Annotated in this window: 18 protein-coding genes and 1 riboswitch; of the genes, 15 read left to right on the forward strand and 3 right to left on the reverse strand. The window is 71.7% G+C overall.

From position 1 onward, the window contains the following. Positions 1-2: 2 nt before the first annotated feature. On the reverse strand, positions 3-1160 hold the full coding sequence (locus DFJ69_RS16760) for an NADH-quinone oxidoreductase subunit D (RefSeq protein ID WP_116023462.1): 1158 nt from the start codon (positions 1158-1160) through the stop codon (positions 3-5). A 286-nt stretch (positions 1161-1446) separates the two neighbouring features. On the opposite strand from DFJ69_RS16760, the gene DFJ69_RS16765 reads away from it, so the two are divergent. Beyond that, positions 1447-1893, forward strand: a complete 447-nt coding sequence (locus tag DFJ69_RS16765) for a PH domain-containing protein (protein WP_245974428.1) — start codon at positions 1447-1449, stop codon at positions 1891-1893. Beyond that, a complete protein-coding gene (locus tag DFJ69_RS16770) occupies positions 1890-3308 on the forward strand; it encodes a PH domain-containing protein (protein WP_245974429.1) in 1419 nt (472 codons plus the stop codon). The genes DFJ69_RS16765 and DFJ69_RS16770 overlap by 4 nt, the downstream gene beginning before the upstream one ends. 38 nt (positions 3309-3346) lie before the next feature. On the opposite strand, the gene DFJ69_RS16775 is transcribed toward DFJ69_RS16770, so the two are convergent. Next, entirely contained in the window at positions 3347-4348 is a 1002-nt protein-coding gene (locus DFJ69_RS16775) for an SAM-dependent methyltransferase (protein WP_245974430.1), read from the reverse strand. A gap of 90 nt (positions 4349-4438) precedes the next feature. Here DFJ69_RS16775 and DFJ69_RS16780 point away from each other — a divergent pair, with 90 nt between their 5' ends. The 13 genes from DFJ69_RS16780 (at position 4439) to DFJ69_RS16845 (ending at position 21856) form a co-directional block, all read left to right on the forward strand. Then, positions 4439-5635 (forward strand): sensor histidine kinase, encoded by a 1197-nt coding sequence (locus DFJ69_RS16780; protein ID WP_245974431.1) that lies wholly within the window; start codon positions 4439-4441, stop codon positions 5633-5635. Further along, positions 5632-6312, forward strand: a complete 681-nt coding sequence (locus DFJ69_RS16785) for a response regulator transcription factor (RefSeq protein ID WP_116023466.1) — start codon at positions 5632-5634, stop codon at positions 6310-6312. The genes DFJ69_RS16780 and DFJ69_RS16785 overlap by 4 nt, the downstream gene beginning before the upstream one ends. 156 nt (positions 6313-6468) lie before the next feature. Continuing rightward, entirely contained in the window at positions 6469-6759 is a 291-nt protein-coding gene (locus tag DFJ69_RS16790) for a hypothetical protein (protein ID WP_116023467.1), read from the forward strand. 291 nt (positions 6760-7050) lie between these two features. Beyond that, positions 7051-7824 (forward strand): ABC transporter ATP-binding protein, encoded by a 774-nt coding sequence (locus DFJ69_RS16795; RefSeq protein WP_211328642.1) that lies wholly within the window; start codon positions 7051-7053, stop codon positions 7822-7824. A 3-nt stretch (positions 7825-7827) separates the two neighbouring features. Then, positions 7828-10335, forward strand: coding sequence for an ABC transporter permease (locus DFJ69_RS16800; RefSeq protein ID WP_116023468.1), 2508 nt, complete (start codon positions 7828-7830; stop codon positions 10333-10335). 151 nt (positions 10336-10486) lie between these two features. After that, entirely contained in the window at positions 10487-11395 is a 909-nt protein-coding gene (locus DFJ69_RS16805; RefSeq protein WP_116023469.1) for a Rossmann-like and DUF2520 domain-containing protein, read from the forward strand. A gap of 312 nt (positions 11396-11707) precedes the next feature. Next, a complete protein-coding gene (panC, locus tag DFJ69_RS16810) occupies positions 11708-12571 on the forward strand; it encodes a pantoate--beta-alanine ligase (protein WP_116023470.1) in 864 nt (287 codons plus the stop codon). Further along, a complete protein-coding gene (gene panD / locus DFJ69_RS16815; protein ID WP_116023471.1) occupies positions 12571-12990 on the forward strand; it encodes an aspartate 1-decarboxylase in 420 nt (139 codons plus the stop codon). The genes panC and panD overlap by 1 nt, the downstream gene beginning before the upstream one ends. 386 nt (positions 12991-13376) lie before the next feature. Continuing rightward, positions 13377-15668, forward strand: coding sequence for an L-aspartate oxidase (locus DFJ69_RS16820; protein ID WP_245974432.1), 2292 nt, complete (start codon positions 13377-13379; stop codon positions 15666-15668). Continuing rightward, complete coding sequence (gene nadC / locus DFJ69_RS16830) at positions 15665-16522, forward strand: carboxylating nicotinate-nucleotide diphosphorylase (RefSeq protein ID WP_116023472.1); 858 nt, start codon at positions 15665-15667, stop codon at positions 16520-16522. Before DFJ69_RS16820 ends, nadC begins: the two co-directional genes overlap by 4 nt. A 14-nt stretch (positions 16523-16536) precedes the next feature. Continuing rightward, positions 16537-17328, forward strand: a complete 792-nt coding sequence (locus DFJ69_RS16835) for a type III pantothenate kinase (RefSeq protein ID WP_116023473.1) — start codon at positions 16537-16539, stop codon at positions 17326-17328. Between the two features lie 77 nt (positions 17329-17405). After that, positions 17406-18902 carry a bifunctional lysylphosphatidylglycerol synthetase/lysine--tRNA ligase LysX gene (lysX, locus tag DFJ69_RS16840; protein ID WP_116023474.1) on the forward strand — a complete coding sequence of 499 codons (1497 nt, stop codon included), beginning with the start codon at positions 17406-17408 and terminating at the stop codon, positions 18900-18902. A 2723-nt stretch (positions 18903-21625) separates the two neighbouring features. Then, on the forward strand, positions 21626-21856 hold the full coding sequence (locus DFJ69_RS16845) for a LuxR C-terminal-related transcriptional regulator (protein ID WP_116023475.1): 231 nt from the start codon (positions 21626-21628) through the stop codon (positions 21854-21856). Positions 21857-22075: 219 nt separating this feature from the next. Here the strand turns inward: DFJ69_RS16845 and DFJ69_RS16850 are convergent, their stop codons facing one another. Beyond that, on the reverse strand, positions 22076-23059 hold the full coding sequence (locus DFJ69_RS16850) for a C40 family peptidase (protein WP_116026692.1): 984 nt from the start codon (positions 23057-23059) through the stop codon (positions 22076-22078). A 42-nt stretch (positions 23060-23101) separates the two neighbouring features. Next, a riboswitch (cyclic di-AMP (ydaO/yuaA leader) is annotated at positions 23102-23330 on the reverse strand. Positions 23331-23434 lie beyond the last annotated feature (104 nt).

Consider the following 23434-nt stretch of genomic DNA (forward strand, 5'->3'; position numbering starts at 1 on the left):
GGTCACTTGTCGACGTCGCCGACCACGAAGAACATCGACCCCAGGATCGCGATCATGTCGGCCACCAGCGTGCCCGGCAGCAGCTCGGTCAGCACCTGGATGTTGTTGAACGAGGCCGACCGCAGCTTCATCCGCCACGGGGTCTTCTCGCCGCGCGACACCAGGTAGTAGCCGTTGATGCCGAGCGGGTTCTCCGTCCAGGCGTACGTGTGGCCCTCGGGGACCTTGAGGACCTTGGGCAGCCGCTGGTTGATCGGCCCCGGCGGCAGCTCGGCCAGCCGGTCCAGGCAGGCGTCGGCGAGGTCCAGCGAGACGTGCACCTGGTCCATCAGGCACTCGAACCGGGCCAGGCAGTCGCCCTCGGACCGGGTGACGACGGGCACGTCCAGCTCGGAGTAGGCCAGGTACGGCTCGTCGCGGCGCAGATCGAAGTCGACCCCGGAGGCCCGGGCGATCGGCCCCGAGACCCCGTACTGGGAGATCTGCTCGGGGGTCAGCACGCCGACGCCCCGGGTGCGGGCGCGGAAGATCTCGTTGCCCATGATCAGGTCGGAGATGTCGCTCATCCGGCCGCGGACGTCGCCGACCGCCTCCCGGGCCCGGGTCGTCCATCCGGCGGGCATCTCCTCCTTCAGACCGCCGACCCGGTTGAACATGTAGTGCATCCGGCCGCCGGAGAGCTCCTCCATCACCCGTTGGAGGTGCTCGCGCTCCCGGAACGCGTAGAAGATCGGGGTGATCGCCCCGACCTCCAGCGGATAGGAGCCCAGGAACATCAGGTGGTTGAGCACCCGGTTCAGCTCGGCCAGCAGGGTGCGGACCCATACGGCGCGCTCGGGGACCTCCATGCCGAGCATCCGCTCGACGGCCAGCACCACGCCCAGCTCGTTGGCGAACGCCGACAGCCAGTCGTGCCGGTTGGCGAGCACGATGAGCTGCCGGTAGTCGCGCACCTCGAACAGCTTCTCGGCCCCTCGGTGCATGTAGCCGATGATGGGCTCGGCGTGCGAGATGCGCTCCCCGTCCAGGGTCAGCCGCAGCCGCAGCACGCCGTGGGTGGACGGGTGCTGGGGGCCGATGTTGAGGACCATGTCCTCGGTGGCCAGCTCTTTGGCCCCTGCGCCGATCCCGACGGTGCGTACGGTTTCCCTGGTGCTCACGCCCCCATCGTGCCACGTCCGTATTGAGGGGGAGGGTCGCGGGATTCGGGGTGGTTCGGGTTGACTAGCCCCCACCATGAACGCGCCTCACGGTCAGCCCCAGCCCGGCCCCCTTCCCGTGGACCCCGCGTACCCCCATGCGGGAGCGCCCCACGGCCACTCGGGGGTCCCCGCTCCGCCGTACGCTCAGGTCTCTCCCGGCCGCGCTCAGCCCCAGGGCGGGCACGCACGGCCCCAGGGCGGGCCCGAGGCGTTCGGGCCGCCGGGGGAGACGGGGTGGACCCGGGTGTCGGGTCGGCTGCCCTGGCATCGGCGGATCACGGCGGTGCTCGGGGCGGTGCCCGTCGCGGCGGCCGGGGCGGTCTTCGCGGCCCAGAGCGGCGGCGTTCTCGGGATCGTGGCCTGGGTGCTGGCCGTGGTGTTCGGCTGCGCGCTGGTGTGGATCGTCGCCGGGCTGTCGTTCCGGTCGCTGGGGTACGCCGAGCGGCCCGACGACCTCGTGATCACCAATGGGGTGTTCGTCCGGCGGCTGGTGGTCGTCCCCTATGGGCGGATGCAGTTCGTGGACGTGTCGGCGGGGCTGCTGGAGCGCTGGATGGGCATCGCGACCGTACGGCTGCACACGGCGGCGGCGGCCACGGACGCGCGGATCCCCGGGGTGCCCGCCGCCGAGGCCGCGCAGCTCCGTGATCGGCTGGCGCGTCGCGGCGAGGCCAGGAGCATGGGCTTGTGACCGGCCCGTACGCGCAGCCGTACCCGGCCGCCCACGGGGCGTACCCGCCGGCCGTCTATGGGCCGCCGGGTTTCGGGCCTCACGGGTACGGCCCGCCGCCGGTGCGGTACTCCGAGGGCGTCCACCGGGTGCATCCGGCGACGACGCTGCTGCGGGCGTTCGCGGTCTTCGTCATCTACTTCGTGCTGCTGGGCTTCCCGCTGTTGTTGACCCGGAACGACGACGGGATCGTGCTGTTCGCGCCCGAGGCCGTGCTGCGGTTCGCGCTGGTGTCGGCCCCGGTGGCGGTGGCCGCCCTGGTGATCGGCGTGTGGGGCTGGCGGTCGCAGCGGTTCTGGTTCGCCGAGGGCGACCTGGCCGTGGAGACCGGTCTGCTCCGCAAGCGCAGGCGGCTGATCCCGCTGTCGCGGATCCAGGCCATCGACGTGATCCGACCGCTGATGACCCGGCTGACCGGGCTGGCCGAGGTACGGGTGGAGCTGGCGGGCGGCGACCAGAGCGAGATCGCCCTGCGCTACCTGGGGCGGCGCGACGCGTGGCAGCTCCGCGCCGAGCTGCTGGCGCGGGCGGCGGGGCTGCCGGGGCACACTCCGGAGGCCCCGGAGCAGCCGTTCTGGCGGGTCGGGTTCCGGGGGCTGTTCGGGTCGCTGGTGATGAAGATTCCGGTGATCGCGACGGGACTGGTGTTCCTGTCGTTGTTCACGGTCGGGATCCTGTTCCTGGAGTTGGGCTTCCTGGGCGCGGTCATCCCGGCCCTGCTGGGGCTGATCCGAGCCGTGGTCGCCCCGCTGGTCATGTACGGGAACTTCACCGCCGCGACGTCCCCCGACGGTCTGCGGCTGCGGTACGGCCTGCTGGAGACCCGCATGCAGACCGTGCCACCGGGCCGGGTGCAGGCCGTCAGCATCGTCGAGCCCGTCCTGTGGCGGCAGAAGGGCTGGGCCCGGGTGGACGTCACGGTGGCCGGGTACGCCGGGGAGCGGCAGGCGCTGTCGTCCGTCCTCCTGCCCGTCGCGCCCCGCGCGGTGGCGGTGGCGCTGGTCGCGCAGGTCTTCCCCGGGGCGGACATCGACGCGATCCCCCTGCTGCCCGCGGCGTCCAAGGGTCTGTCCCTCGATCGTTCGACCGCCGCCGGCACCGACGACGTGGTCTTCGTGACGCGCCGGGGCCTGCTCTGCCGCCGTACGGAGGTCATCGCGCACGCCAGGGCCCAGAGCGTCCGCCTCACCGCGGGCCCCCTCCAGCGGCTCTTCGGGATCGGGACCGTCCACGTGGACGCCCCTCCCGGGCCGGTGCGGGTGACCGCCGCCGACCGCGACCTGTCCGAGGCCCGACTCATCGTCGAGGCCACCGCCGAACGCGCCCGGGTGGCCCGCTCCCGAGGCGGCTCCGATCCCGCACGTTGGGCCCGCTGACGCGTACGGCGCCGCGGGGATCATCCGAGTGCCGCGTGTCAGGCGGTGAGGGCGCTGGGGAGTTCGATGCCCGCCGTTTGGGCGAGCCAGCCGAAGCCGCCGAGGCCGGACGGGTCGATCAGCTCCGCCTCCTCGCCGGCCTGGCACAGGGCCGCCACGTAGCCGCGCGGGTCACTGGAGGCCAGGCCCAAGGGCGGGCGTGCGCCCGTGAGGCCCAGGGCCCGGAGGGCCCGGCGCTGGGTCGTCAGGGTCGACCCGGTGGCTCCGGCGGTGGCTCCGGCGTCGAGGCAGGCGTCGAGGGCCACGTGCGCCGTGATGTCGCAGGAGCCGTCGGGCACGGCGGGGACGGTGTGCCCGTCGCGGTAGCCGGTCAGCGTCCCGTGGGCGGGTCGGGCGTCGCGGCCGTGGGCGTAGTCGACGGCGAGCGCCAGCCCTCCACGGAGCCGGTGGAGCACCGAGGCCCAGGCGTTGCAGCGCGGGTGCCCGACCTCGGCGCGGTCACCGAGGGCTCGCAGCGGCCACCACCGCTCCACCCAGGCGAGGTCCTCGTCGCTCGGAACGGGGCCGGCCCGCTCCGCGCCCGTCGCGGGGTCGACGAGGACCATCCGGGGGCCCGAGGGCGTCAGCTCCACCACGTCCAAGGGGACGTTGTCCAACCACTCGTTCGCGATGACCAGGCCGGTGATCTCGTCCGGTAGGACGCTGCGCCAGGTGACGCGTTCGGGGACGGAGGGGGAGCGGGGGGCGAGTTCGACGGCGACCGCGTCGACCCGCTCGGCCAGTTCGGGGTCGACCGCGTCCAGGATCCGCATCAGCAGCCGTCCACAGCCCGCGCCGACGTCCACCAGGTGGAGCCGCGGGGGACGGCCCAGCGCCTCGTCCACCGTCGCCAAGAGGCCCGCGAGGGCCTCGGCGTAGCGGGCGGACGCGTGCACGGAGGTGCGGAAGTGCGCGGCCGGCCGTTCTCCCCGGCCGTAGAACCCCGTCTCCCCGTAGAGGGCCCGCTCCATCGCCGTACGCCACGTCACCCAACGCTCCACGACATCGACGCTACAGCCCGTCGCAGGTCGTACGGTCCGTACGACCTGGGTCTGATGGCGGGGCGAACCGCCGTACGTAGGCTGAAACGTATGGTCAGGCGCGCATGGGCATGGTGGCGGAGCAAGCGGTCGCTGGTGGACTTCGCCTTCATGTCGCCGTTGTTGCTGATCTCGGTCCTGGCGGCGCCGACCTTCACGAGCCCGCCCCCCTACGGCCGGGAAGACGAGATCCCCGAGTGGACGTACGTGGTCCTGGTCGTGTGCCTGCTGCTGCCGCTGATCTGGCGGCGACGGTGGCCGGTGCGCGTCTTCGGCGTGATCGCGCTGGTGTCGTTCGTCCAGTGGGCGTTCGGCGTGGAGATCGTCCCGGCGAACTTCGGCGTGCTGATCGCGATGTACACGGTCGCGGCCAACTGCCCGTTCCGCTGGGGCGCGGCGGCGGGGGCGATCGGGGTCGTGGGCGCGGGCATGGCGACGATCCGCTACACGGTGCACGGACAGGACCTCCTGGCCGTCTTCATCTCCCAGGCGGCCACGGTCGGGGGCATCTGGATCCTCGGCATCTACATCAGCACCCGGCGCGCCTACCTCCGCTCTCTGGAGGAGCGGGCCGCCCGCCTGGAACGGGAGCGCGACACGCAGGTGCAGATCGCGATGGCCTCCGAACGGGCCCGCATCGCCCGTGAGCTGCACGACGTCGTGGCCCACAACGTGAGCGTGATCGTCGTCCAGGCCGACGGGGCCTCGTTCGCGATCGAGACCGATACGGAGCGCGCCAAGCGGGCGCTGGAGACGATCTCCTCCACCGGACGGCTGGCCCTGGCGGAGATGCGCCGGCTGCTCGGCGTGCTGCGCGAGGGGGACGACGGGGGCACGTACGCGCCGCAGCCCGGGGTGGAGCAGCTCACCGACCTGGTGGAGCAGATCCGCGGGGCCGGGCTGCCGCTGGACTTCCTGGTCGACGGGGTGCCCGCGGAGCTGCCGCCGGGGCTCCAGCTCACCGTGTTCCGGATCGTTCAGGAGGCGCTGACCAACACCCTCAAGCACGGCGGTCCCGGGGTCAGTGCCCGGGTGCGGCTCCACTACGGTGACGAGGCCATCGAGGTGACGATCACCGATGACGGGCGCGGCGCGGCCGCCGCCGACGACGGGCTCGGCCACGGGCTGGCCGGGATGCGGGAACGGGCCTCGGTGTACGGGGGCGACGTGCGGGCGGGGCCCCGCGCGGGCGGCGGGTACGTCGTGGTCGCCCGACTTCCGATTCGCGAGGAGGCGAAGAGCGCGTGATCAGGGTGCTGCTGGTCGACGATCAGGAACTGGTCCGCGCCGGGTTCCGCATGGTGCTGGACGCCCAGCCGGACATCGAGGTGGTGGCCGAGGCCGGCGACGGCGCGCAGGTGCTCGACACGCTGCGCACGGTCGACGCGGACGTGGTGCTGATGGACGTGCGGATGCCCCGCATGAACGGGATCGAGGCGACCCGGCGGGTCCAGACGATGGGCGAGCGGCGGCCCAAGGTGATCATCCTGACCACCTTCGACCTGGACGAGTACGCGTTCGCCGCGATCAAGGCCGGGGCCGCCGGGTTCCTGCTGAAGGACGCCGGGCCGACCCAGCTCATCGAGGCCATCCGGGCCGTCCACTCGGGGGACGCGGTGGTGGCCCCGAGCACGACGCGACGCCTGCTGGACCGGTTCGCGGTGCATCTGCCCGACAAGGAGCAGCAGGCGGCGCACGGGGCGTTGGAGACGCTCACGGCCCGGGAGCGCGAGGTGCTCCATTTGGTGGCCCGTGGTCTGTCCAATGGGGAAATCGCGGGTCGGCTTTACGTCTCGGAGGCGACGGTCAAGACCCACATGGGACGCATTCTGACCAAGTTGGGGCTACGTGACCGGGTTCAGGCGGTGGTCTTCGCCTATGAGACAGGTCTGGTCAAGAGCGGTCAAACTGGTGACGTTGAGTAACGGATTGGTCACCCTCAGATATACGTTCGTCATCGAACCCCTGCTTTGCCCTCCCCTTACTCGGGAGTATCTGAATCACTACTCTTCGTGACGCGGCCACCCGGTCGCGTCGAAGGCCGATCGCCGGGCCCCCGGCCCGGAACGGGAGGGATCCAGATGATCAAGAAGCTCGCCGCGACCGGTGTGCTCGCATTCGCCACCGCCGGCATCATCGGCGCCGCCGCTGTCCCCGCCAGCGCCAACGGCATCGAGGGCCAGGGCGGCGACGGTGTCCTCAACGGCAACGTCGTCTCCGTCCCGATCGACGTCTGCAACGTCAACGTCCTCGCCATCGTGCTCGGACAGAAGTGCGGCTGGGACAACAACGACAACGGCAACGGCCACGGCAAGAACGGCCCCAAGGGCGGGCCGAAGGGTGGCCCCAAGAGCGGCGGCGGTCAGTACTGACCGACCCGGACGGGCGTGCCCCCACACGCCTGACCGTGCACCGTGAGCGGCGCCGGAGACCCCTGCGGTCTCCGGCGCCGTCGCCGTTCTGTCGTCACTCTGCGTGACCGCTCTCGTTTTTCGGACAGGCCGACACTCTCTTTGGTCGACTCGTTCCGTACGACTCAGGTCGTACGGAGACGCCCGAGTCGCCCGGAACGCGCACGCCGGCCGTGGACACAGGTCCGATGGCGCCGACGACACCCGTTCCTAGCGTGGATCCCGACCGTTCACGACGATCGAGGAGTCCACGTGACCAGCACGCTCACCCCCTCCCCGCCGGGATCCGGGGCCGCCGACGCCCCGGCCGCCGTCGTCGCCTCCGGCGTCACCAAGGTGTACGGGACGGGTGACGCCGCGGTGCACGCCCTGCGGGGGGTCGACGTCGCGTTCGCCCGGGGGGCGTTCACGGCGATCATGGGCCCGTCCGGCTCCGGCAAGTCCACCCTGATGCACTGCCTGGCGGGGCTCGACACCGTCACCTCCGGCCGGGTCGCCCTCGGGGACGTCGAGCTGACCTCGCTCGGCGACAAGCGCCTCACCCTGCTGCGCCGCGAACGCGTCGGGTTCGTCTTCCAGGCGTTCAACCTGCTGCCGACGCTCACCGCCGAGCAGAACATCCTGCTGCCGCTGGAGCTGGCCGGCAGGCGTCCCGACCGGGCGTGGTTCGACCACGTCATCGACGTGGTCGGCCTGCGCGACCGGCTGACGCACCGCCCGAACGAGCTGTCCGGCGGCCAGCAGCAGCGCGTCGCCTGCGCCCGGGCGCTGGTCGCCCGGCCCGAGGTGATCTTCGCGGACGAGCCCACCGGCAACCTCGACTCCCGTTCCGGCGCGGAGGTCCTCGGCTTCCTGCGCTCCTCGGTCCGCGAGATGGGCCAGACCATCGTGATGGTCACCCACGACCCGGTGGCCGCCTCCCATGCCGACCGCGTGGTCTTCCTGCGCGACGGCCTGATCGTCTCCGAGCTGACCGGGCCCACCCCGGACACCGTGCTCGACCAGCTCAAGGCCCTGGGGGGCTGAACGGTGCTGAAGACCTCACTGGCCAACCTGCGGGCCCACCGACTGCGGCTGCTGATGACCGCGGTCGCCATCACCCTCGGCGTCGGCTTCATCGCCGGGACGTTCGTGCTCACCGACACCCTCCAGGCCGGCGTCGACGAGAAGTTCGGCGGGTCGGCGAGCAAGGTCTCCGTCGCCGTGCTCCCCGGCGCGGGCGCTCGAGGGCTGCCGCCCGCCCTGCTCGACGAGGTGCGGACGCTGCCCGGGGTCACCGACGCGCAGGGTCTCGTCGAGGGCGACGCCGCGCTGATCGGCAAGGACGGCAAGGTGTACGGCGACCAGCCCACCGTCGGCCTCTCGCTCAGCCCCGGCCGCCTCCAGCGGTACGACATCGAGGCGGGACGCGCCCCGGCCGCGCCGAACGAGGCGGTGCTGGACGAACGGACGGCCCGCCGCAACGGCTTCCGGGTCGGCTCCACCATCACGGTGCTGGATCCCCGGGGCGCGCGGGTCGTGTTCACCCTCACCGGGCTGGCCGACCTCGGGATCAACGACGAGGTGGCCTTCCGCGGCGGGGTCGGGTTCACCCCCGCGACGGCGCTGCGGATGACGGGTTCGCCCCATTACCGGGAGATCGACGTCCTCGGCTCCGGCGACACCGCCGCGCTGCGCGCCACCGTGGCCGCCGCGGCGGCGGGTCACGAGGTGCTGAGCGGCCGGGAGCTGGGCGATCGGCTGGCCCGCGGCGCCGGCGCCGATATGAAGATCATCCGTACCGGTCTGCTGATCTTCGGCGCCGTCTCGATGGCGGTGTCCGCGCTGGTCATCTACAACACGTTCGCGATCCTCATCGCCCAGCGGATGCGCGAACTGGCGCTGCTGCGCTGTGTCGGCGCGACCCGCCGGCAGGTGTTCGTCGGAGTGCTGCTGGAGTCGGCGGCGGTGGGGCTGGCCGGCTCCCTGGCCGGGCTCGCCGTGGGCGTCGGGCTGGCCGCCGGGGCGCTGTCCCTGCTCGGCGGGGCCGGCGCGGAGGTCCCCACCGGTTCCCTCACCCTCAGCCCCGCCGCCGTGGCCTTCGGCCTGCTGGTCGGCGTCGTGGTCACCGTCCTGTCGGCGCTGCTGCCCGCCCGCGCCGCGACCCGGGTCGCGCCCATCGCCGCGCTGCGCTCGGACCTGGAGCCCGGCGGCGGTCGGTTCCGGCTGGGGTGGCCCCGGCGGATCCTGGCGACCGTGTTGAGCGTCCTGGGGTTGGCGTCGGGCGTCCTGGGCTCGCTGGTCATGGAGAAGGGCGAGACCGCGATGTTCGTGGTCGCGATCGGGGGCGGCGTCCTGTTCCTGGCGGTGATCGCGCTGATGCCCTCGCTGGTACGGCCGCTGAGCCGGGTGGCCGGGGCCCTGCCCGCCAGGCTGACCGGAGTGCCCGGTCGGCTGGCCGTGGCCAACTCCCGCCGGTCCCCGCGCCGCACCGCGACCACCACGATCGCCCTCACGATCGGGGTGGGGCTGATGAGCCTGTTCGCGGTGGTGGCCGCCAGTGGTCGGGCGACCGGTCAGGCCGAGCTCCGGGAGCACTTCCCGGTCGACCTGCAGCTCCACACCCAGTACACCGGCGACGACGGCCCCCGGCGCAGGCTGCCGGCGGAGCTGGGGGACGCGCTGCGCGCCCGGCCCGAGCTGAAGACCGTCACCGAGATGCGCGTCCAGGACACCACCGCCGCCGACGGCGCCGAGATCGAGGTCGGCACCGTCACCCGCTCCTCCCTCGGCGAGCTGGTCAAGCCGGAGATCAAGAGCGGCTCGCTGACCGACCTGCGGCCGGGCACCGTCGCCGTGCACGACCGGGAGACCTCGGCCGCGCCCGGCGACACGGTACGGGTCAGGACCCGCGCCGGACTCGTCCCGCTGAAGGTGGCCGCGGTGTTCGCCGGCGACACCCCGCTGCCCCCGTACGTGCTGTCCGAGCAGGAGTTCGCCCGCCACTTCGGCCCCCAGGGGCCCCTGACGATCTTCGTCAACGTGCGGGAGGGTGTCGACCCCGATGCCGCCGCCGCCGCGGCCGAGGCCGCCGCCCGGCCCTTCCCGACCGCCAAGATCGCCTCCGCCGCCGCCCTCCGGGAACAGTTCGACAAGGCCATCGACACCATGCTCATGATCTTCGGCGGGCTGCTCGCGCTGGCGATCGTCATCGCCCTCTTCGGCATCGCCAACACCCTCAGCCTGTCGGTGGTCGAACGCACCCGGGAGTCCGCCCTGCTCCGCGCCCTGGGCATCACCCGCTCCCAACTGCGCCTGATGCTCTCCGTGGAGGCCGTCATCATGGCGGTGATCGGCGCCCTCACCGGAGTGCTCCTGGGCTCCGCCTTCGGCTGGGCCGCCATCGAGGCCCTGACCGAAAGCTCCGTCTTCGCCTACCCCTACCTCCAGGTGGCCGCCCTCATGGCCCTCGCGGCCCTCGCCGGCCTCGCCGCCGCGGTCCTCCCCGCCCGCCGAGCCGCCCGAACCTCGGTGGTCGAGTCCCTCACCCACGCCTGAGACCCCACCCGGTCCCCGTCGTGGGCCCTGCAGTGCTGGTCGGTGGGGTAGGGAGGGTCCTGTGACGGTGCGCACAGCGTGGCCGCGTTCGGTCGTGCGCGGGTACGCTGTGCGAGCACCGTCCGGTACCCGACTGAGGACTGGAACGACGATGGATTCACACACCGTGCCGTCGCCCGCGCCCGAGGACCGGCCCGCCCGCCTCACGGTCGGCGTCGTCGGAGCGGGACGGGTCGGCACCACGCTCGGCGCCGCCTTGGCGCTCGCCGGGCACCGCGTGACGGCCGCCACGGCGGTCTCCGACACCTCCCGCCGCCGCGCCGAGGAACGCCTGCCCGACGCCGTGCTGAGCACACCTCAGGAGACGGTGGAGGCCGCCGACCTGGTGCTGTTGACCATTCCGGACGACGCGCTCCCGGAGCTGGTCGACGGTCTGGTCGCGACCGGTGTCCCCGTGGCGGGCAAGATGCTCGTCCACACCAGCGGTCGGTACGGGGCCCGCGTCCTCGACACGGCCACCCGGGCGGGTGCGTTGCCGATGGCACTGCACCCCGTGATGACGTTCACCGGACGCCCCGACGACCTCGACCGGCTCGCGGGCATCTCGTTCGGCGTGACGTCCCCCGAACCGCTGCGGCCCGTCGCCGAGGTCCTCGTCGTCGAGATGGGCGGCGAGCCCGTCTGGATCCCCGAGGACCGTCGCACCCTCTACCACGCGGCGCTGGCGGGAGGCGCGAACCACCTGGTCACCCTCGTCGTGGAGGCCATGGACCTGCTGCGCTCCGCCGGGGTCGCCGACCCGGCCGCCATGCTCGGCCCGCTCCTGGGCGCGGCCCTGGACAACGCCCTGCGCCTGGGCATGAACGGCCTGACCGGCCCGGTCGCCCGCGGCGACGCCGGCACCGTGGCGGACCACATCGGCGAACTGGCCCGAGTCTCCCCCGAGGGCACCCGCGCCTACGTCGCCATGGCCCGCCTCACCGCGGACCGCGCCCTCGCCGCCGGCCTCCTCAAGCCAGAGGACGCCGAACGGCTCCTGGAAGTCCTGGCCGACTCCTGAACACCGTTCACCCATGCTCCCCGACAGCCCGCCAGGGCACGCGCCCCGGCCCCACCCTCGGCGGGTGCAACGCCCGTGCCGCACCACAGGGCGGGCGACTCCGCGAGCGTTCCGCCCACTGCGGTCGGATGGGGGCCGCAACGTGGGGGCCTCTAACATCGCAGAGGTCCCGACGGGGCCCAGGGCCGGATCAGGATTCGGGTGCCGCCGTTCGGCTCGACCCAGGGCGGCGCCGCGTCGTTCACCGCGGGTTCGACGGGCGCAGGTCTGCAGGGTTCCTCACACAGGGTTGGTCGAAAGGGGACATCGCTCATGACACCGGTCATCGCCCAGACCCGGGACGAGCTGGCCGCCGTTCGCCAGGGCGTGCAGGGCACGCTGGCGTTGGTGCCCACCATGGGTGCGCTGCACGAGGGGCATCGTTCGCTGATCCGCCGGGCGCGTGAGATCGCCGACGTGGTGGCGGTGAGCATCTTCGTCAACCCGCTGCAGTTCGCCCCGCACGAGGATCTGGACCGGTACCCGCGCCCCTTCTCCGATGACGTCGAGGCGTGCGCGGCCGAGGGCGTGGACCTGGTGTTCGCGCCCACGCCCCAGGTCATGTACCCGACCGCGCCGGAGGTCAGGGTCAGCTCGGGCCGGATGGGGACGATCGTCGAGGGCGCCTCCCGTCCCGGCCACTTCGACGGCATGCTCACCGTGGTCATGAAGCTGTTCCACCTGGTACGTCCCGACGTCGCGGTCTTCGGGGCCAAGGACGCCCAGCAGCTCGCCCTGATCCGCCGGATGGTCGTCGATCTCGACCTGCCGGTACGCGTCGTGGCCGCCCCCACCGTGAGGGAACCGGACGGTCTCGCCCTGTCCAGCCGCAACCGCTACCTCTCCGGCCCCGAGCGGGTCACCGCCCTGGCCCTGTCCCGCGCCCTCCGCGAGGGGGAGGACGCCGCCCCCCGAGGGGCCGCCGCCGTGCAGTGGGCCGCCCGCGCGGTGCTGGACGACGCCGCCAAGACCGACCCGCCGCTGGAGCTCGACTACCTCGCGCTGGTCGACCCGGCCACCTTCGAACCCGTCGACGACTCGTTCACCGGCGAGGCCGTGCTCGCGGTCGCCGGCCGCGTCGGCACCACCCACCTGATCGACAACACCCCCCTCGTGATCCAGCCCCGGGAGGCCTGATGTTCCGGACGATGTTCAAGTCCAAGATCCACCGCGCCACCGTCACGCAGGCCGACCTGCACTACGTGGGCTCGCTCACCATCGACCAGGACCTGATGGACGCCGCCGACCTGCTCCCCGGCGAGCAGGTCCACGTGGTCGACATCGACAACGGCGCCCGCCTGGAGACCTACCTCATCGCCGGCCCCCGGGGCTCCGGCGTGATCGGCATCAACGGCGCCGCCGCCCGCCTGGTCAGCCCCGGCGACCTGGTCATCATCATCAGCTACGCGGCCATGTCCGACGCCGACGCCCGCACCTTCGAACCCAGCGTCGTCCACGTAGACCGCTCCAACCGCATCATCTCCCTGGGCACCGACCCCGCCGAACCCGTCCCCGGCTCAGACCAACTCCGCGGCGACCGCCTCCCCACCGCCTGACCCGCCGTCCCCCCGACAAACCCACCCGCGGGCCACCCACCCGCGGGCCACCCACCCACGGGCCACCCACCCACCCAGCCACTCACGAGCAGTCGATCCGCTCACCGACGACCGAACCTCTCTGGGGCCGCGCTTGAGTGAGCGTGCGCGGTGTGGTTTCCGTTTGCCGTACCGGCGGGTGGCGCGTTCGGTTGGGCGGTGTCCGTGCAAGTCACCAGGGGTAATGGGCCGCGCGGTGGATGGGGTGGATTGTGGGCATCGTGACTCCGGACCCGCTGGGGGATCTCGCGCGCTCGCCCGTTCCGGAGCCGTCGGGGGACCCCGAGGATCGGGCATATCCGGCCAGGGGTTAATGTCATAGTGACGAAAAACCCCGAGGAGCGCACATGATCCCTCGACGGCTGCTCGCCCCGGCTCCCGGCTGGACGGTCGAGACCGACGTGGTCGTGATCGGCTCCGGCATCGCCGGCCTGGTCACCGCACTCGCCGTTGCCGGTCGCCCTTCCCGCGTCGGAGCCCCTCGTCCGTCCGACCCGCGTGTGGTGCTCGTGACCAAGGCCTTGCTCGACGCCGGATCGACTCGCTGGGCGCAAGGGGGGATCGCCGCGGCCCTCGCGCCCGGGGACAGCCCGGACGATCACCTGGCCGACACGCTCACGGCCGGGGTCGGTCTCTGCGACGTGGAGGCCGTGCGCACCCTGGTCACCGAAGGGCCGGACGCCGTGCGGCGCCTCATCGACATCGGAACGGCCTTCGACCGCGACGCGGGGGGCGACCTCGCGCTGACCCGGGAGGGCGGGCACCACCGACGACGCATCGCGCATGCGGGCGGTGACGCCACGGGTGCGGAGATCAGCCGCGCGCTGCTGGCCGCCCGCAAGGAGGCCGGCATCGAGGTCATCGAGCACGCCTTGGTGCTCGATCTTCTGCTCGCCCCCTCGGGAGAGGCCGCCGGAGTCACCCTGCACGTCATGGGGGAGGGTCGCCGGGACGGAGTGGGAGCGGTCCGGGCGCAGGCCGTCGTGCTCGCCACGGGCGGCCTCGGCCAGGTGTTCTCCGCCACCACCAACCCCGACGTGTCCACCGGGGACGGGGTCGCCCTCGCGCTGCGCGCCGGTGCCGAGGTCACCGACTTGGAGTTCGTCCAGTTCCACCCCACCGTCCTTTATCTCGGGGAGGGGGCCCAAGGCCAGCAGCCCCTGATCTCGGAGGCCGTACGAGGCGAGGGCGCCCACCTCATCGACGCGTCCGGCGAACGCTTCATGCTCGGCCGCCACGAACTGGCCGAACTCGCCCCACGGGACGTCGTCGCCAAGGGCATCATGAGCCGGATGCAGGAGACGGGGGCCTCCCACGTCTACCTGGACGGCCGTCACCTGGGCGCGCACACATGGGAACGCCGCTTCCCCACCATCCTGGCCAAGTGCCGCGACCACGGCATCGACCCGATCACCCAACCGATCCCCGTCGTACCCGCCGCGCACTACGCCAGCGGCGGAGTCCGTACCGACGCCTACGGGCGCACCTCCGTCCCGGGCCTGTACGCGTGCGGAGAGGTCGCCTGCACCGGAGTCCACGGAGCCAACCGCCTGGCCTCCAACTCCCTGCTGGAAGGCCTGGTCTTCGGCGAACGCATCGCCACCGCCATCACCGCCGAGGCCACCGCCCCCCAACCCATCACAGCCCCCACCCACCAACCCCCGACCACCACAGCGCCCGCCGCCACGGGCAGCGGCGAGTCGGGCAGCGAAGACAGCGGCGACGTTGCTCGACGGTCCGTCACCTCGCCCCTCGTCGCTGGCGGCGGCGATGTTGCTCGAGGTTCGGCCATCACGCCTGAGGTTGTGGGCGGCGTGCCGGGCGCTGGGGGCGGCGGCGATGCGGATCGAGGGGCGGCGATCACGTCTGTGGCCACGGGTGGCGTGCCGGGTGCCGAGGGCAGCGGCGACATTGCTCGACGGTCCGTCACCTCGCCCACTGTGGGCGGCGGGGTGACGGGTGTGCCTGGTGGCGACGATGTTGCTCGGAGGTCGGCCATCACTCCTGAGATCGCGGGCGGCGACTCGGGTGCGGAGGGCCGCGGCGATGTTGGTCGGGGGTCTGGTGTCTCCCCTGGGAGTGCTGGTGGCGTATCCGGTGCGAAGGGCGGCGGTGACCTTGCTCGAGGGTCCGTCTCGGTCGTCGGGACGGGGCGGCCGGGCGGAGGCGTCGAGGGGTCCTTGGTGGTCCAGGAGGGTGGGTTGTTGGAGGCGGGGGTCCGTGGGGACGTGCAGCGGGTGATGACGGCCTACGCCGGGGTGCTCCGCAGCGCCGAAGGGCTCGACGTGGCTGCGCGGGAACTGGCGCGGCTCGGGGAAAGGCGCTGTGCCGAGCCCTGTGTCGAAGCCTGGGAGGCCACCAACCTGCACACGGTGGCGTCGGCGATCGTGGCCGCCGCCCGGATGCGGCGGGAGACCCGAGGGAGTCACTGGCGGGAGGATCACCCCGGGGCGGACGAGGCATGGCTGGGGCATCTCGTGACCCGGTGGGCGGACGGCGGCCGGCTGGCCACGGGTTACGAGCCCCTGCACCGCGCCGAGGCCGAGAGCGCCGAGAGGGGCGAGGCGGTGGGGACGTCCGGGAGCGACCGGGCGGCCGAGGTGACCAAGAGTGACGAGGCGAGCGAGGAGCGGTCATGACCCCGGAGACTAAGCGGCTGCTGGACGACGCGGAACTGGACGCGCAATCTGTGGAAAACCTTGCGCGAGCGGCCCTGGCCGAGGACGGCGAGGTGGACGTCACCAGCGAGCCGATCTTCGGGCCGAGCGACACCGCCACCGGTGAGTTCACGGCGAGGGAGGACGGCGTCGTCGCAGGTCTCCCCGTCGCGGCCCTCGTGTGCGAGCTGCTCGGCCTGGACGCCGCGCCACGCGTTCGAGACGGCGACCGGGTGAGAGCCGGTCAGGTCCTGATGGTCGCGTCCGGGCCCACCCGCGGCCTCCTGAGGGCCGAGCGCATCGCGCTGAACCTGCTCACCCACCTGTCCGGCGTCGCCACGTTCACCCGCGACTGGGTGGACGCCGTCGAGGGCACCGGTGCGAGGATCCGTGACACCCGCAAGACCCTCCCCGGGCTGCGGGCTCTGCAGAAGTACGCGGTGCGCTGCGGCGGTGGCGTCAATCACCGGATGGGCCTGTACGACGCCGCCCTCATCAAGGACAACCACGTCGCCGCCGCCGGTTCGGTCACCAAGGCGTACGAGGCCGTGCGCGCCATGTACCCCTCCCTACACGTTCAGGTGGAGTGCGACACCCTCGCCCAAGTGGAGGAGGCCCTCGCGGTAGGGGCGACCTCCATCCTCCTCGACAACATGACCCCGGCGGAGATGACCGAGGCCGTTCGGCTGGTGGCGGGGCGCGCCGAATTGGAGGCCAGCGGAGGTCTCGCTTTGGACAGGGCCCGAGATGTCGCCGTGACCGGTGTGGACTACCTTGCCGTTGGGGCGTTGACGCACTCGGCGCGCTCGTTCGACATCGGCCTTGACTTTCTCTGATCAGCGGGGACCTGATGCTGCTCACCATCGACGTCGGTAACACCCATACCGTCCTCGGGCTCTTCGAGGGCGACGAGGTGATCGAGCACTGGCGTATCAACACCGACGCACGACGTACGGCCGACGAGATCGCGGTCGTCTTCCAGGGGCTGATCACACAGAGCCCCCTGCTCGCCGATACCGACATCAGCGGTATCGCGTTGTGCTCCACGGTGCCCTCGGTATTGCACGAGATGCGGGAAATGTGCCGTCGCTACTACGGCGACGTGCCGGCCGTCATCGTAGAGCCCGGAGTCAAGACGGGGGTGCCCGTCCGTATGGACAACCCCAAGGAGGTCGGCTCCGACCGGATCGTGAACGCGCTGGCCGCCGTTCACCTCTATGGCGGCCCGGCCATCGTGGTCGATTTCGGCACCGCCACCACCTTCGACGCCGTCTCGGCCAAGGGGGAGTACGTCGGCGGGGCCATCGCCCCCGGAATCGAGATCTCCATAGACGCGCTGTCGGCTCGCGGGGCCCAGTTGCACAAGATCGAGCTGGTCCGCCCCCGTAGCGTGGTCGCCAAGAACACGGTGGAGGCCCTCCAGTCGGGCATCATCTTCGGGTTCGCCGGCCAGGTGGACGGGCTGGTGGACCGCATGTCGGAGGAGCTCACCACCAACCCCGACGACCTCACCGTGGTCGCCACCGGCGGCTTGGCCCCCCTCGTCCTGGACGAGGCGCGCAGCATCGACGTCTTCGAGCCCTGGCTCACCCTGATCGGGCTGCGCCTGATCTACGAGCGCAACATCGGCACCTCCGGCTGACGGTTATCCACAGACGGTTATCCACAGACGAAGAACACGTTCGCGACCGCCCTGAAGCGGTCGGTAGCCTTGCGTGCGTGAGTGAGCAGCAGCAGGACTACGACGACCTTCCGGAGCAGATGCGGGTGCGCCGGGAGAAGCTCGACCGGCTTCGGGAGAGCGGAATCGACCCGTACCCGGTGAACTATCCGCGGACGGCGCCGCTCGCCGAGATCCGCGGGCGGTACCCCGACCTGGAGCCGGGCACCGAGACGGGCGACAAGGTCGGCGTCGCCGGCCGGGTCATGCTGCTGCGCAACACAGGCAAGCTGTGCTTCGCCACCATCCGGGACGGCGACGGCGAGATCCAGGTGATGCTGTCGTTGGCCAAGGTCGGCGAGGAGGCCCTCGCCGCCTGGAAGCGTGACGTGGACCTCGGCGACCACATCGGCGTCACCGGCGAGGTCATCACCTCCCGGCGCGGCGAGCTGTCCATCATGGCCGACTCGTACGCCATCACGGCCAAGTGCCTTCGCCCGCTGCCCGACAAGCACGCCGGGCTGACCGACCCCGAGGCGCGGGTCCGGCTGCGGTACGTGGACCTCATCGTGAACGACGAGGCCCGCCGGATGGCCCGCCTGCGCGGCGACACCGTACGGGCGGTGCGCGACTTCTGGCACGACGAGGGCTACCTCGAGGTCGAGACCCCGATGCTGCAGCCCATCCACGGCGGCGCGGCCGCGCGTCCGTTCACCACGCACATCAACGCGTACGACATGGACCTCTACCTGCGCATCGCCATCGAGCTGTACCTCAAGCGCCTGGTGGTCGGCGGCATCGACAAGGTCTTCGAGATCAACCGCAACTTCCGCAACGAGGGTGCGGACTCCACCCACAATCCCGAGTTCACCATGCTCGAGGCGTACGGGACGTACCTCGACTACAACGACATGGCCGATCTGACCCAGCGCATGTACCAGCGCGCCGTGGTCGCCGCGCTCGGCACCACCGTGGTCGTCCACGACGACCGCGAGATCGACCTCGGTCTGGAGACGTGGCCCCGCATCACCCTGTACGGCGCCGTCTCGGACGCCCTGGGCGAGGAGATCACCCCGCACACTCCCATCGACCAGGTCCGCAAGCACGCCGACGCCCGTGAGATCACCTGGGAGGCCGCCTGGGGCCAGGGTCGCATCGTGCAGGAGATCTTCGAGGCCCTGGTCGAGCACACCTTGATCCAGCCCACCTTCGTCATGGACTTCCCGCTGGAGACCTCCCCGCTGACCCGTCAGCACCGGGAGGAGCCCCTGCTCACCGAGAAGTGGGACCTGATCGGCTTCGGCACCGAACTGGGCACCGCCTACTCCGAGCTGATCGACCCGATCGAACAGCGCCGCCGCCTCACCGAACAGTCCCTCCTGGCCGCGGGCGGCGATCTGGAGGCCATGCAACTGGACGAGGACTTCCTGCGCGCCCTCGAGTACGCCATGCCCCCCACGGGCGGCATGGGCGCCGGCATCGACCGAATGATCATGGCCTTCACCGGCAAGGGCATCCGCGAGACCATCCTCTTCCCCCTCGTCAAGCCCGACTGACCCCCCTCCCCTCGAAGGGGGACCCTGGCCCGCCCCCGCCCCCGCCCCCGCCCCCGCCCCCGTGGGCCCCGTGGGCCGGTGGCTGGTGCCTGGTGGCTGGTGGCCCCGCGAACCCCATGAGCTCGCCGAGCCCTTGAGCCATCGCCGCCAGGGGAACCTTCGGCTGGCCCGCTTACCCACTACCCCCATGGGGTCGGCGAGAGCCCCTGCCCCTTTCGCCCTCATGCCCTGGGCCCCTTGTGGCCCGTTGGCCCCTGGGGCCCTTGCGCCACGTGGGCCCCTCGGCTCCGCGGGTTCGGTGGGCTCCGTGGGCCGACAGGGCCAGCCACGCTATAGAGGGACCCGAGGCCGGCCGCAGGGGCGTTGGATCTGAGCGCCTTCGCCTCGGCTCTCGGGGCTCCGTGGGGGCTGCAAGGCCGCCTCGAGGTGCTCTGGGGGCACCGCAGCGCCCGGGAGTCGTGGCCACGACGAAGACGCGCTACAGCGCTGTCTTGCGGGGCTGGCCCGCTCCGGGCCTGGCGGCCCGCCTCCGGCGAGCCGGATTGGCCGCGAATGGTACGGAAACGTGTCAGCCTCTGGCCGCGCCACTCCTGGGGGCTTGATGCGTGCCGGAGGCTGGTGCGCTGTCGGAGTGGGTGGGTTGTCAGGGCGAGGGGTTGCCGGTGGTGGCGCGCTTCCGGCGGGGTGGAGTGGCCTCGGGCGGTGCGGGAGGCGTGTCGGGCTCTGGTCGTGCCGTTCTTGGGGGTCTAGTGCGTGCCGGAGGCTGGTGCGCTGTCGGAGTGGGTGGGTTGTCAGGGCGAGGGGTTGCCGGTGGTGGCGCGCTTCCGGCGGGGTGGAGTGGCCTTGGGCCGTGCGGGGCGCGTGTCGGGCTCTGGTCGTGCCGTTCTTGGGGGTCTAGTGCGTGCCGGAGGCTGGTGCGCTGTCGGAGTGGGTGGGTTGTCAGAGCGGGGGGCTGGCGGTGGTGGCGCGCTTCCGGCGGGGTGGAGTGGCCTCGGGCGGCGCGGGGCGCGTGTCAGGTTCTGGCCGTGTCGCTCTTGGGCGCCTAATGGGTGCCCGAGGCTGATGTGCTGTCAGAGCGGGCGGGTTGTCAGCGCAAGAAGGTTGTCAGAGCAAAGGGTCGCCGGTGGTGGCCCGACCTCGGCGAGCCGGATTGGCCCCGGATGGTACGGGAAACGTTTGAGCCACTGGCCGTGTCGCTCTTGGGCGCCTAATGCGTGCCCGAGCCTGATGCGCCGGCAGGGCCGTCGGGCCGGCAGGGCGGTCGGGCCGACGGAGCGTGCGGGAAGAAGGCCGGGACAGAGAGGCTGATCGCGCGGCCTTGGATGTGCTGCCCGTTTGTCACGAGCGCATTGGCCCTTGTGCTTGGCCGAGGGGCTGTCGGTGATGTCTGGCCGGTGAGGCGGGCGGCTGGTGACTTCGGATGCAGGTCGGACTGGTGGCGTATCCCCGGAACGCGGGCGAGCAGGTCAACAGTTGGAATCGGTCGATATGGAGCGTCGTCCGATGGCGGCGGTGACCGGCGTTGAAGCGGGCGGCGACGCTTGTGACCAGTGATGATGGCCGGCTTGATTTGCGAAGGGTGATCGCCGCGGAAGGGCCGTTCCGTGGCGGCGCTGGACGAGGACAACGGCGACACCCACGCCGGACAAGCGCTCATCTCCGGGCGGGCAGGCGGCCCGAGGCCCAGGGCCCGCGCAGGGCCGTACGGTGCCCGTCCGCCCTGTGGTGCGGGCGCGGGCCGGGGGAGCCCCGTTCGGCTCGTTCGGGGGTGTCGCATCCCCTCCAGGGCGGCGGAAGGCGGATGCGTCGGTGGTCCTTACCACGGCGGGTGATGGTTACGGGCTCGGGAAGGCGGAGTTGCGGAGGCCGGTCGAGGTGGTGTCCGTAATTGGGGGATGCGGGTGCCGAATGAGCCGAAAACTCCTGTCCGAAGGGGTGGGGGTGTGGTGGGGCGGGGTGGTCGGGTAAACGCGGGACGGCTCTTCGGACACGAAAGTTGCCCTATTTAGGACATTCGAAAAGCCACCAACTCGAACTCGGTGGGAAGCCTCGTCAGGCGCGAAAACGGCCGATGATCATGGATCGCGGAGGAATCTCGAGCCCGTTGCCGCAGGTCATCGACGTGAGATACGGAACTGTATCGCGAAGCGTCACCATCGGCGGCCATATGCCTACGCATCGTTACCTTTACGCGCTTGACGGTCCAGATCAGGCCGCCTAGCGTTCCGTGCCGTAGCGCACCATAACGATTCACGATCATCGCTGCCGGGTGGTCGGGGACATGAGAAGGGATGGGCGGAAGAGGCTCGATCATGACCCATTCCGGACACGATTCCCCCCGACCCGGCGTTCGTGGCAGCACTCGCCGGGAGGTCCGGCGCCCGCCGGTCCTCGTCCGGGGCGCGTCCGTCGCCCCGAGGGTCGCGTCGGCCTGGTGCGGGCCGACTCCTGAATGGTTACCCATGGTCTCCCACCTGCGCCATACATCAGGGGCAACGGCCGAATTCGGCCACGTGAACGCAGAACCCCTGTCGGCGCGTCCAAGAAGAGGAGACCGGTACCGCCGGGCTCCGACAACTCGAATACGCGCAACCCGTCGGCTGATGTGGGCCGGTCGACTCCCCCTTACCCCGCGACCAGCGCGTACTGATCCAGGCCTACCCGTACCTATGCGGCACGAGGCTGCATCCCCGCGGTCATCACCACGGACGAGGGAGGACGGAGTGGAACAGGCCACACTCGCACGTCGCGGCACCGACGAGCCGCGGCTGAGTGAGGACGAGATCCGGTTGCTCGCCCAGATCGCCAGCGGAGTCACGGCCGACGTCGCGGCGCGCCGGCTGGAACTGAGCGCGCGGACACTGCGGCGCCGGTTGCGGACCATCTGCGATCGGCTCGACGTGAACACCCCCATCGAGGCCGTCGTGTGGGCGGCACGACGGCAACTGATCTAGGGCGAGGGCAACCGACCCAGGGGGCGTCGCCCGGGGGCCCGGTCGCCCGCTCCGGTGCCACGGATCACCGGCGTGAGGTGGCCGCCGACGGCGGCGCGAGAGTGACAGCGGACGGGGCTGGTTCCGACCACGGGAACCGGCCCTTTCCCGTTCCCGGCCGAGATGCGCACCGACGCGTTCCAAGGACCGCTCGGCGCGTTCGCGTGAGGCGGCGGGCGGTCAGGCCACGCGGACGGCTCCGGCGTAGGGCCGGCCCTCCAGAGGGGCGATGCGGACGACGTCCCCCGTGTGCGGGGCGTGGACCATCTTGCCGTCGCCGATGTACATGCCCATGTGGTGCAGGTCGTCGTGGAAGAAGACGAGGTCGCCCGGCTTGAGCTGACTGCGGGAGATGCGGGTGCCCGCGTTCCACTGGCTGCCGGTGTAGTGCGGCAGGTTGATGCCGACCTGCTTGTACGCCCACATCGTCAAACCCGAGCAGTCGAAGGAGGTGGGCCCGTCGGCGCCCCACACGTAGGGCGTGCCCAGCTTGGTCAGCGCGTGGCGGAGGGCCTGGGCGGCCTTTCCGGTGCCGACGACGGGGAGCTTGGCCAGTTGGCTGGGGTCGCGGCTGACGACCTGGTCGCGGACCTTCTCGTACAGCTTGGTGACGGACGTGCGCTTCTGGTCGATCTGGGAGCGCAGCGTCTCTACCTGGCGGGAACGATCCTCGGCCGACTTGCGGGCGCGCTGGGCCGCGTGCATGGCCTGAAGTACGCCCTGCGCCCGGGTGCCGTCACGGTTGGCGAAGTAACGGAGCGTGGCGGCCTGGTCGAGGAGCTCCTGCGGGTCGGAGTCGGTCACCAGGGCCATGGACGGGTCCACGCTGCCCTGCATGTAGGTCGTGGCGGCGAGGCTGCCGACGTTCTCGCGGAGGGCCTCGAGGGCCTCCTCCTGCCGCGCGGCGTTGGCGGCGGCGACCTGGGCGGCCCGCTTGGCCTGGGACAGCCGGACCTTGAGGCCGTTGTACTGCTCGGTCAACTGCTCGAGCTGGTCGGCGAGCCTGTACGCCTGGCTCGTGAGCTCCTTGGTGGTCGGCTCCGGCTCGGCGTGCCCCGGAGCGCCGGGCAGCAGCCCGGAGAAGACCAGCGCGGCCCCGGCGATGGCGAGGACGCGCGTACGCCCACGGGACCGCGTACGTCCGCGCAGGCGCCTTCCGGGCATGCGTTCCTCGGGGTCGGCATCCGGGCGCGTCGACTGCACTCGCTCTCCTCTCCTCGTCCGCCTACCGGGTTAGCTGGCGGGTTCGGGCGGGGAGCAGCCCTACCGCGCCCCGAACGTCCCCCAGGGACGCACCGGACGTGGATTCACCCCGGGGGGCACCCTCCGCTGGGTCTGACGGAGCCTACGCTCCTGCCGGCCCAGGGCGGTTCCGGTCGGGTCCCCGGCTCCATGGGACGCCGGCTGCGTCCCGTGGATTCGGCGGTAGCAGCGCCTGTTTCGCTGCGTGATGTCAGCGTGAGAGGCTAACGAAGTCCGGAGGCGATGCCAACCGGAACATGCGAACTCGCCGGTCGGCGCGTGGCGCGCGTCCCCGGG

This window comes from Thermomonospora umbrina (genome assembly GCF_003386555.1).
GTDB lineage: Bacteria > Actinomycetota > Actinomycetes > Streptosporangiales > Streptosporangiaceae > Thermomonospora > Thermomonospora umbrina.

Coding starts and splice junctions, on each gene's coding strand:
- DFJ69_RS16820 (WP_245974432.1), top strand. CDS start 13,377: ATGATCCCTCGACGGCTGCTCGCCCCGGCTCCCGGCTGGACGGTCGAG.
- DFJ69_RS16780 (WP_245974431.1), top strand. CDS start 4,439: ATGGTCAGGCGCGCATGGGCATGGTGGCGGAGCAAGCGGTCGCTGGTG.
- DFJ69_RS16790 (WP_116023467.1), top strand. CDS start 6,469: ATGATCAAGAAGCTCGCCGCGACCGGTGTGCTCGCATTCGCCACCGCC.
- nadC (WP_116023472.1), top strand. CDS start 15,665: ATGACCCCGGAGACTAAGCGGCTGCTGGACGACGCGGAACTGGACGCG.
- panD (WP_116023471.1), top strand. CDS start 12,571: ATGTTCCGGACGATGTTCAAGTCCAAGATCCACCGCGCCACCGTCACG.
- DFJ69_RS16835 (WP_116023473.1), top strand. CDS start 16,537: ATGCTGCTCACCATCGACGTCGGTAACACCCATACCGTCCTCGGGCTC.
- DFJ69_RS16850 (WP_116026692.1), bottom strand. CDS start 23,059: ATGCCCGGAAGGCGCCTGCGCGGACGTACGCGGTCCCGTGGGCGTACG.
- DFJ69_RS16805 (WP_116023469.1), top strand. CDS start 10,487: ATGGATTCACACACCGTGCCGTCGCCCGCGCCCGAGGACCGGCCCGCC.
- panC (WP_116023470.1), top strand. CDS start 11,708: ATGACACCGGTCATCGCCCAGACCCGGGACGAGCTGGCCGCCGTTCGC.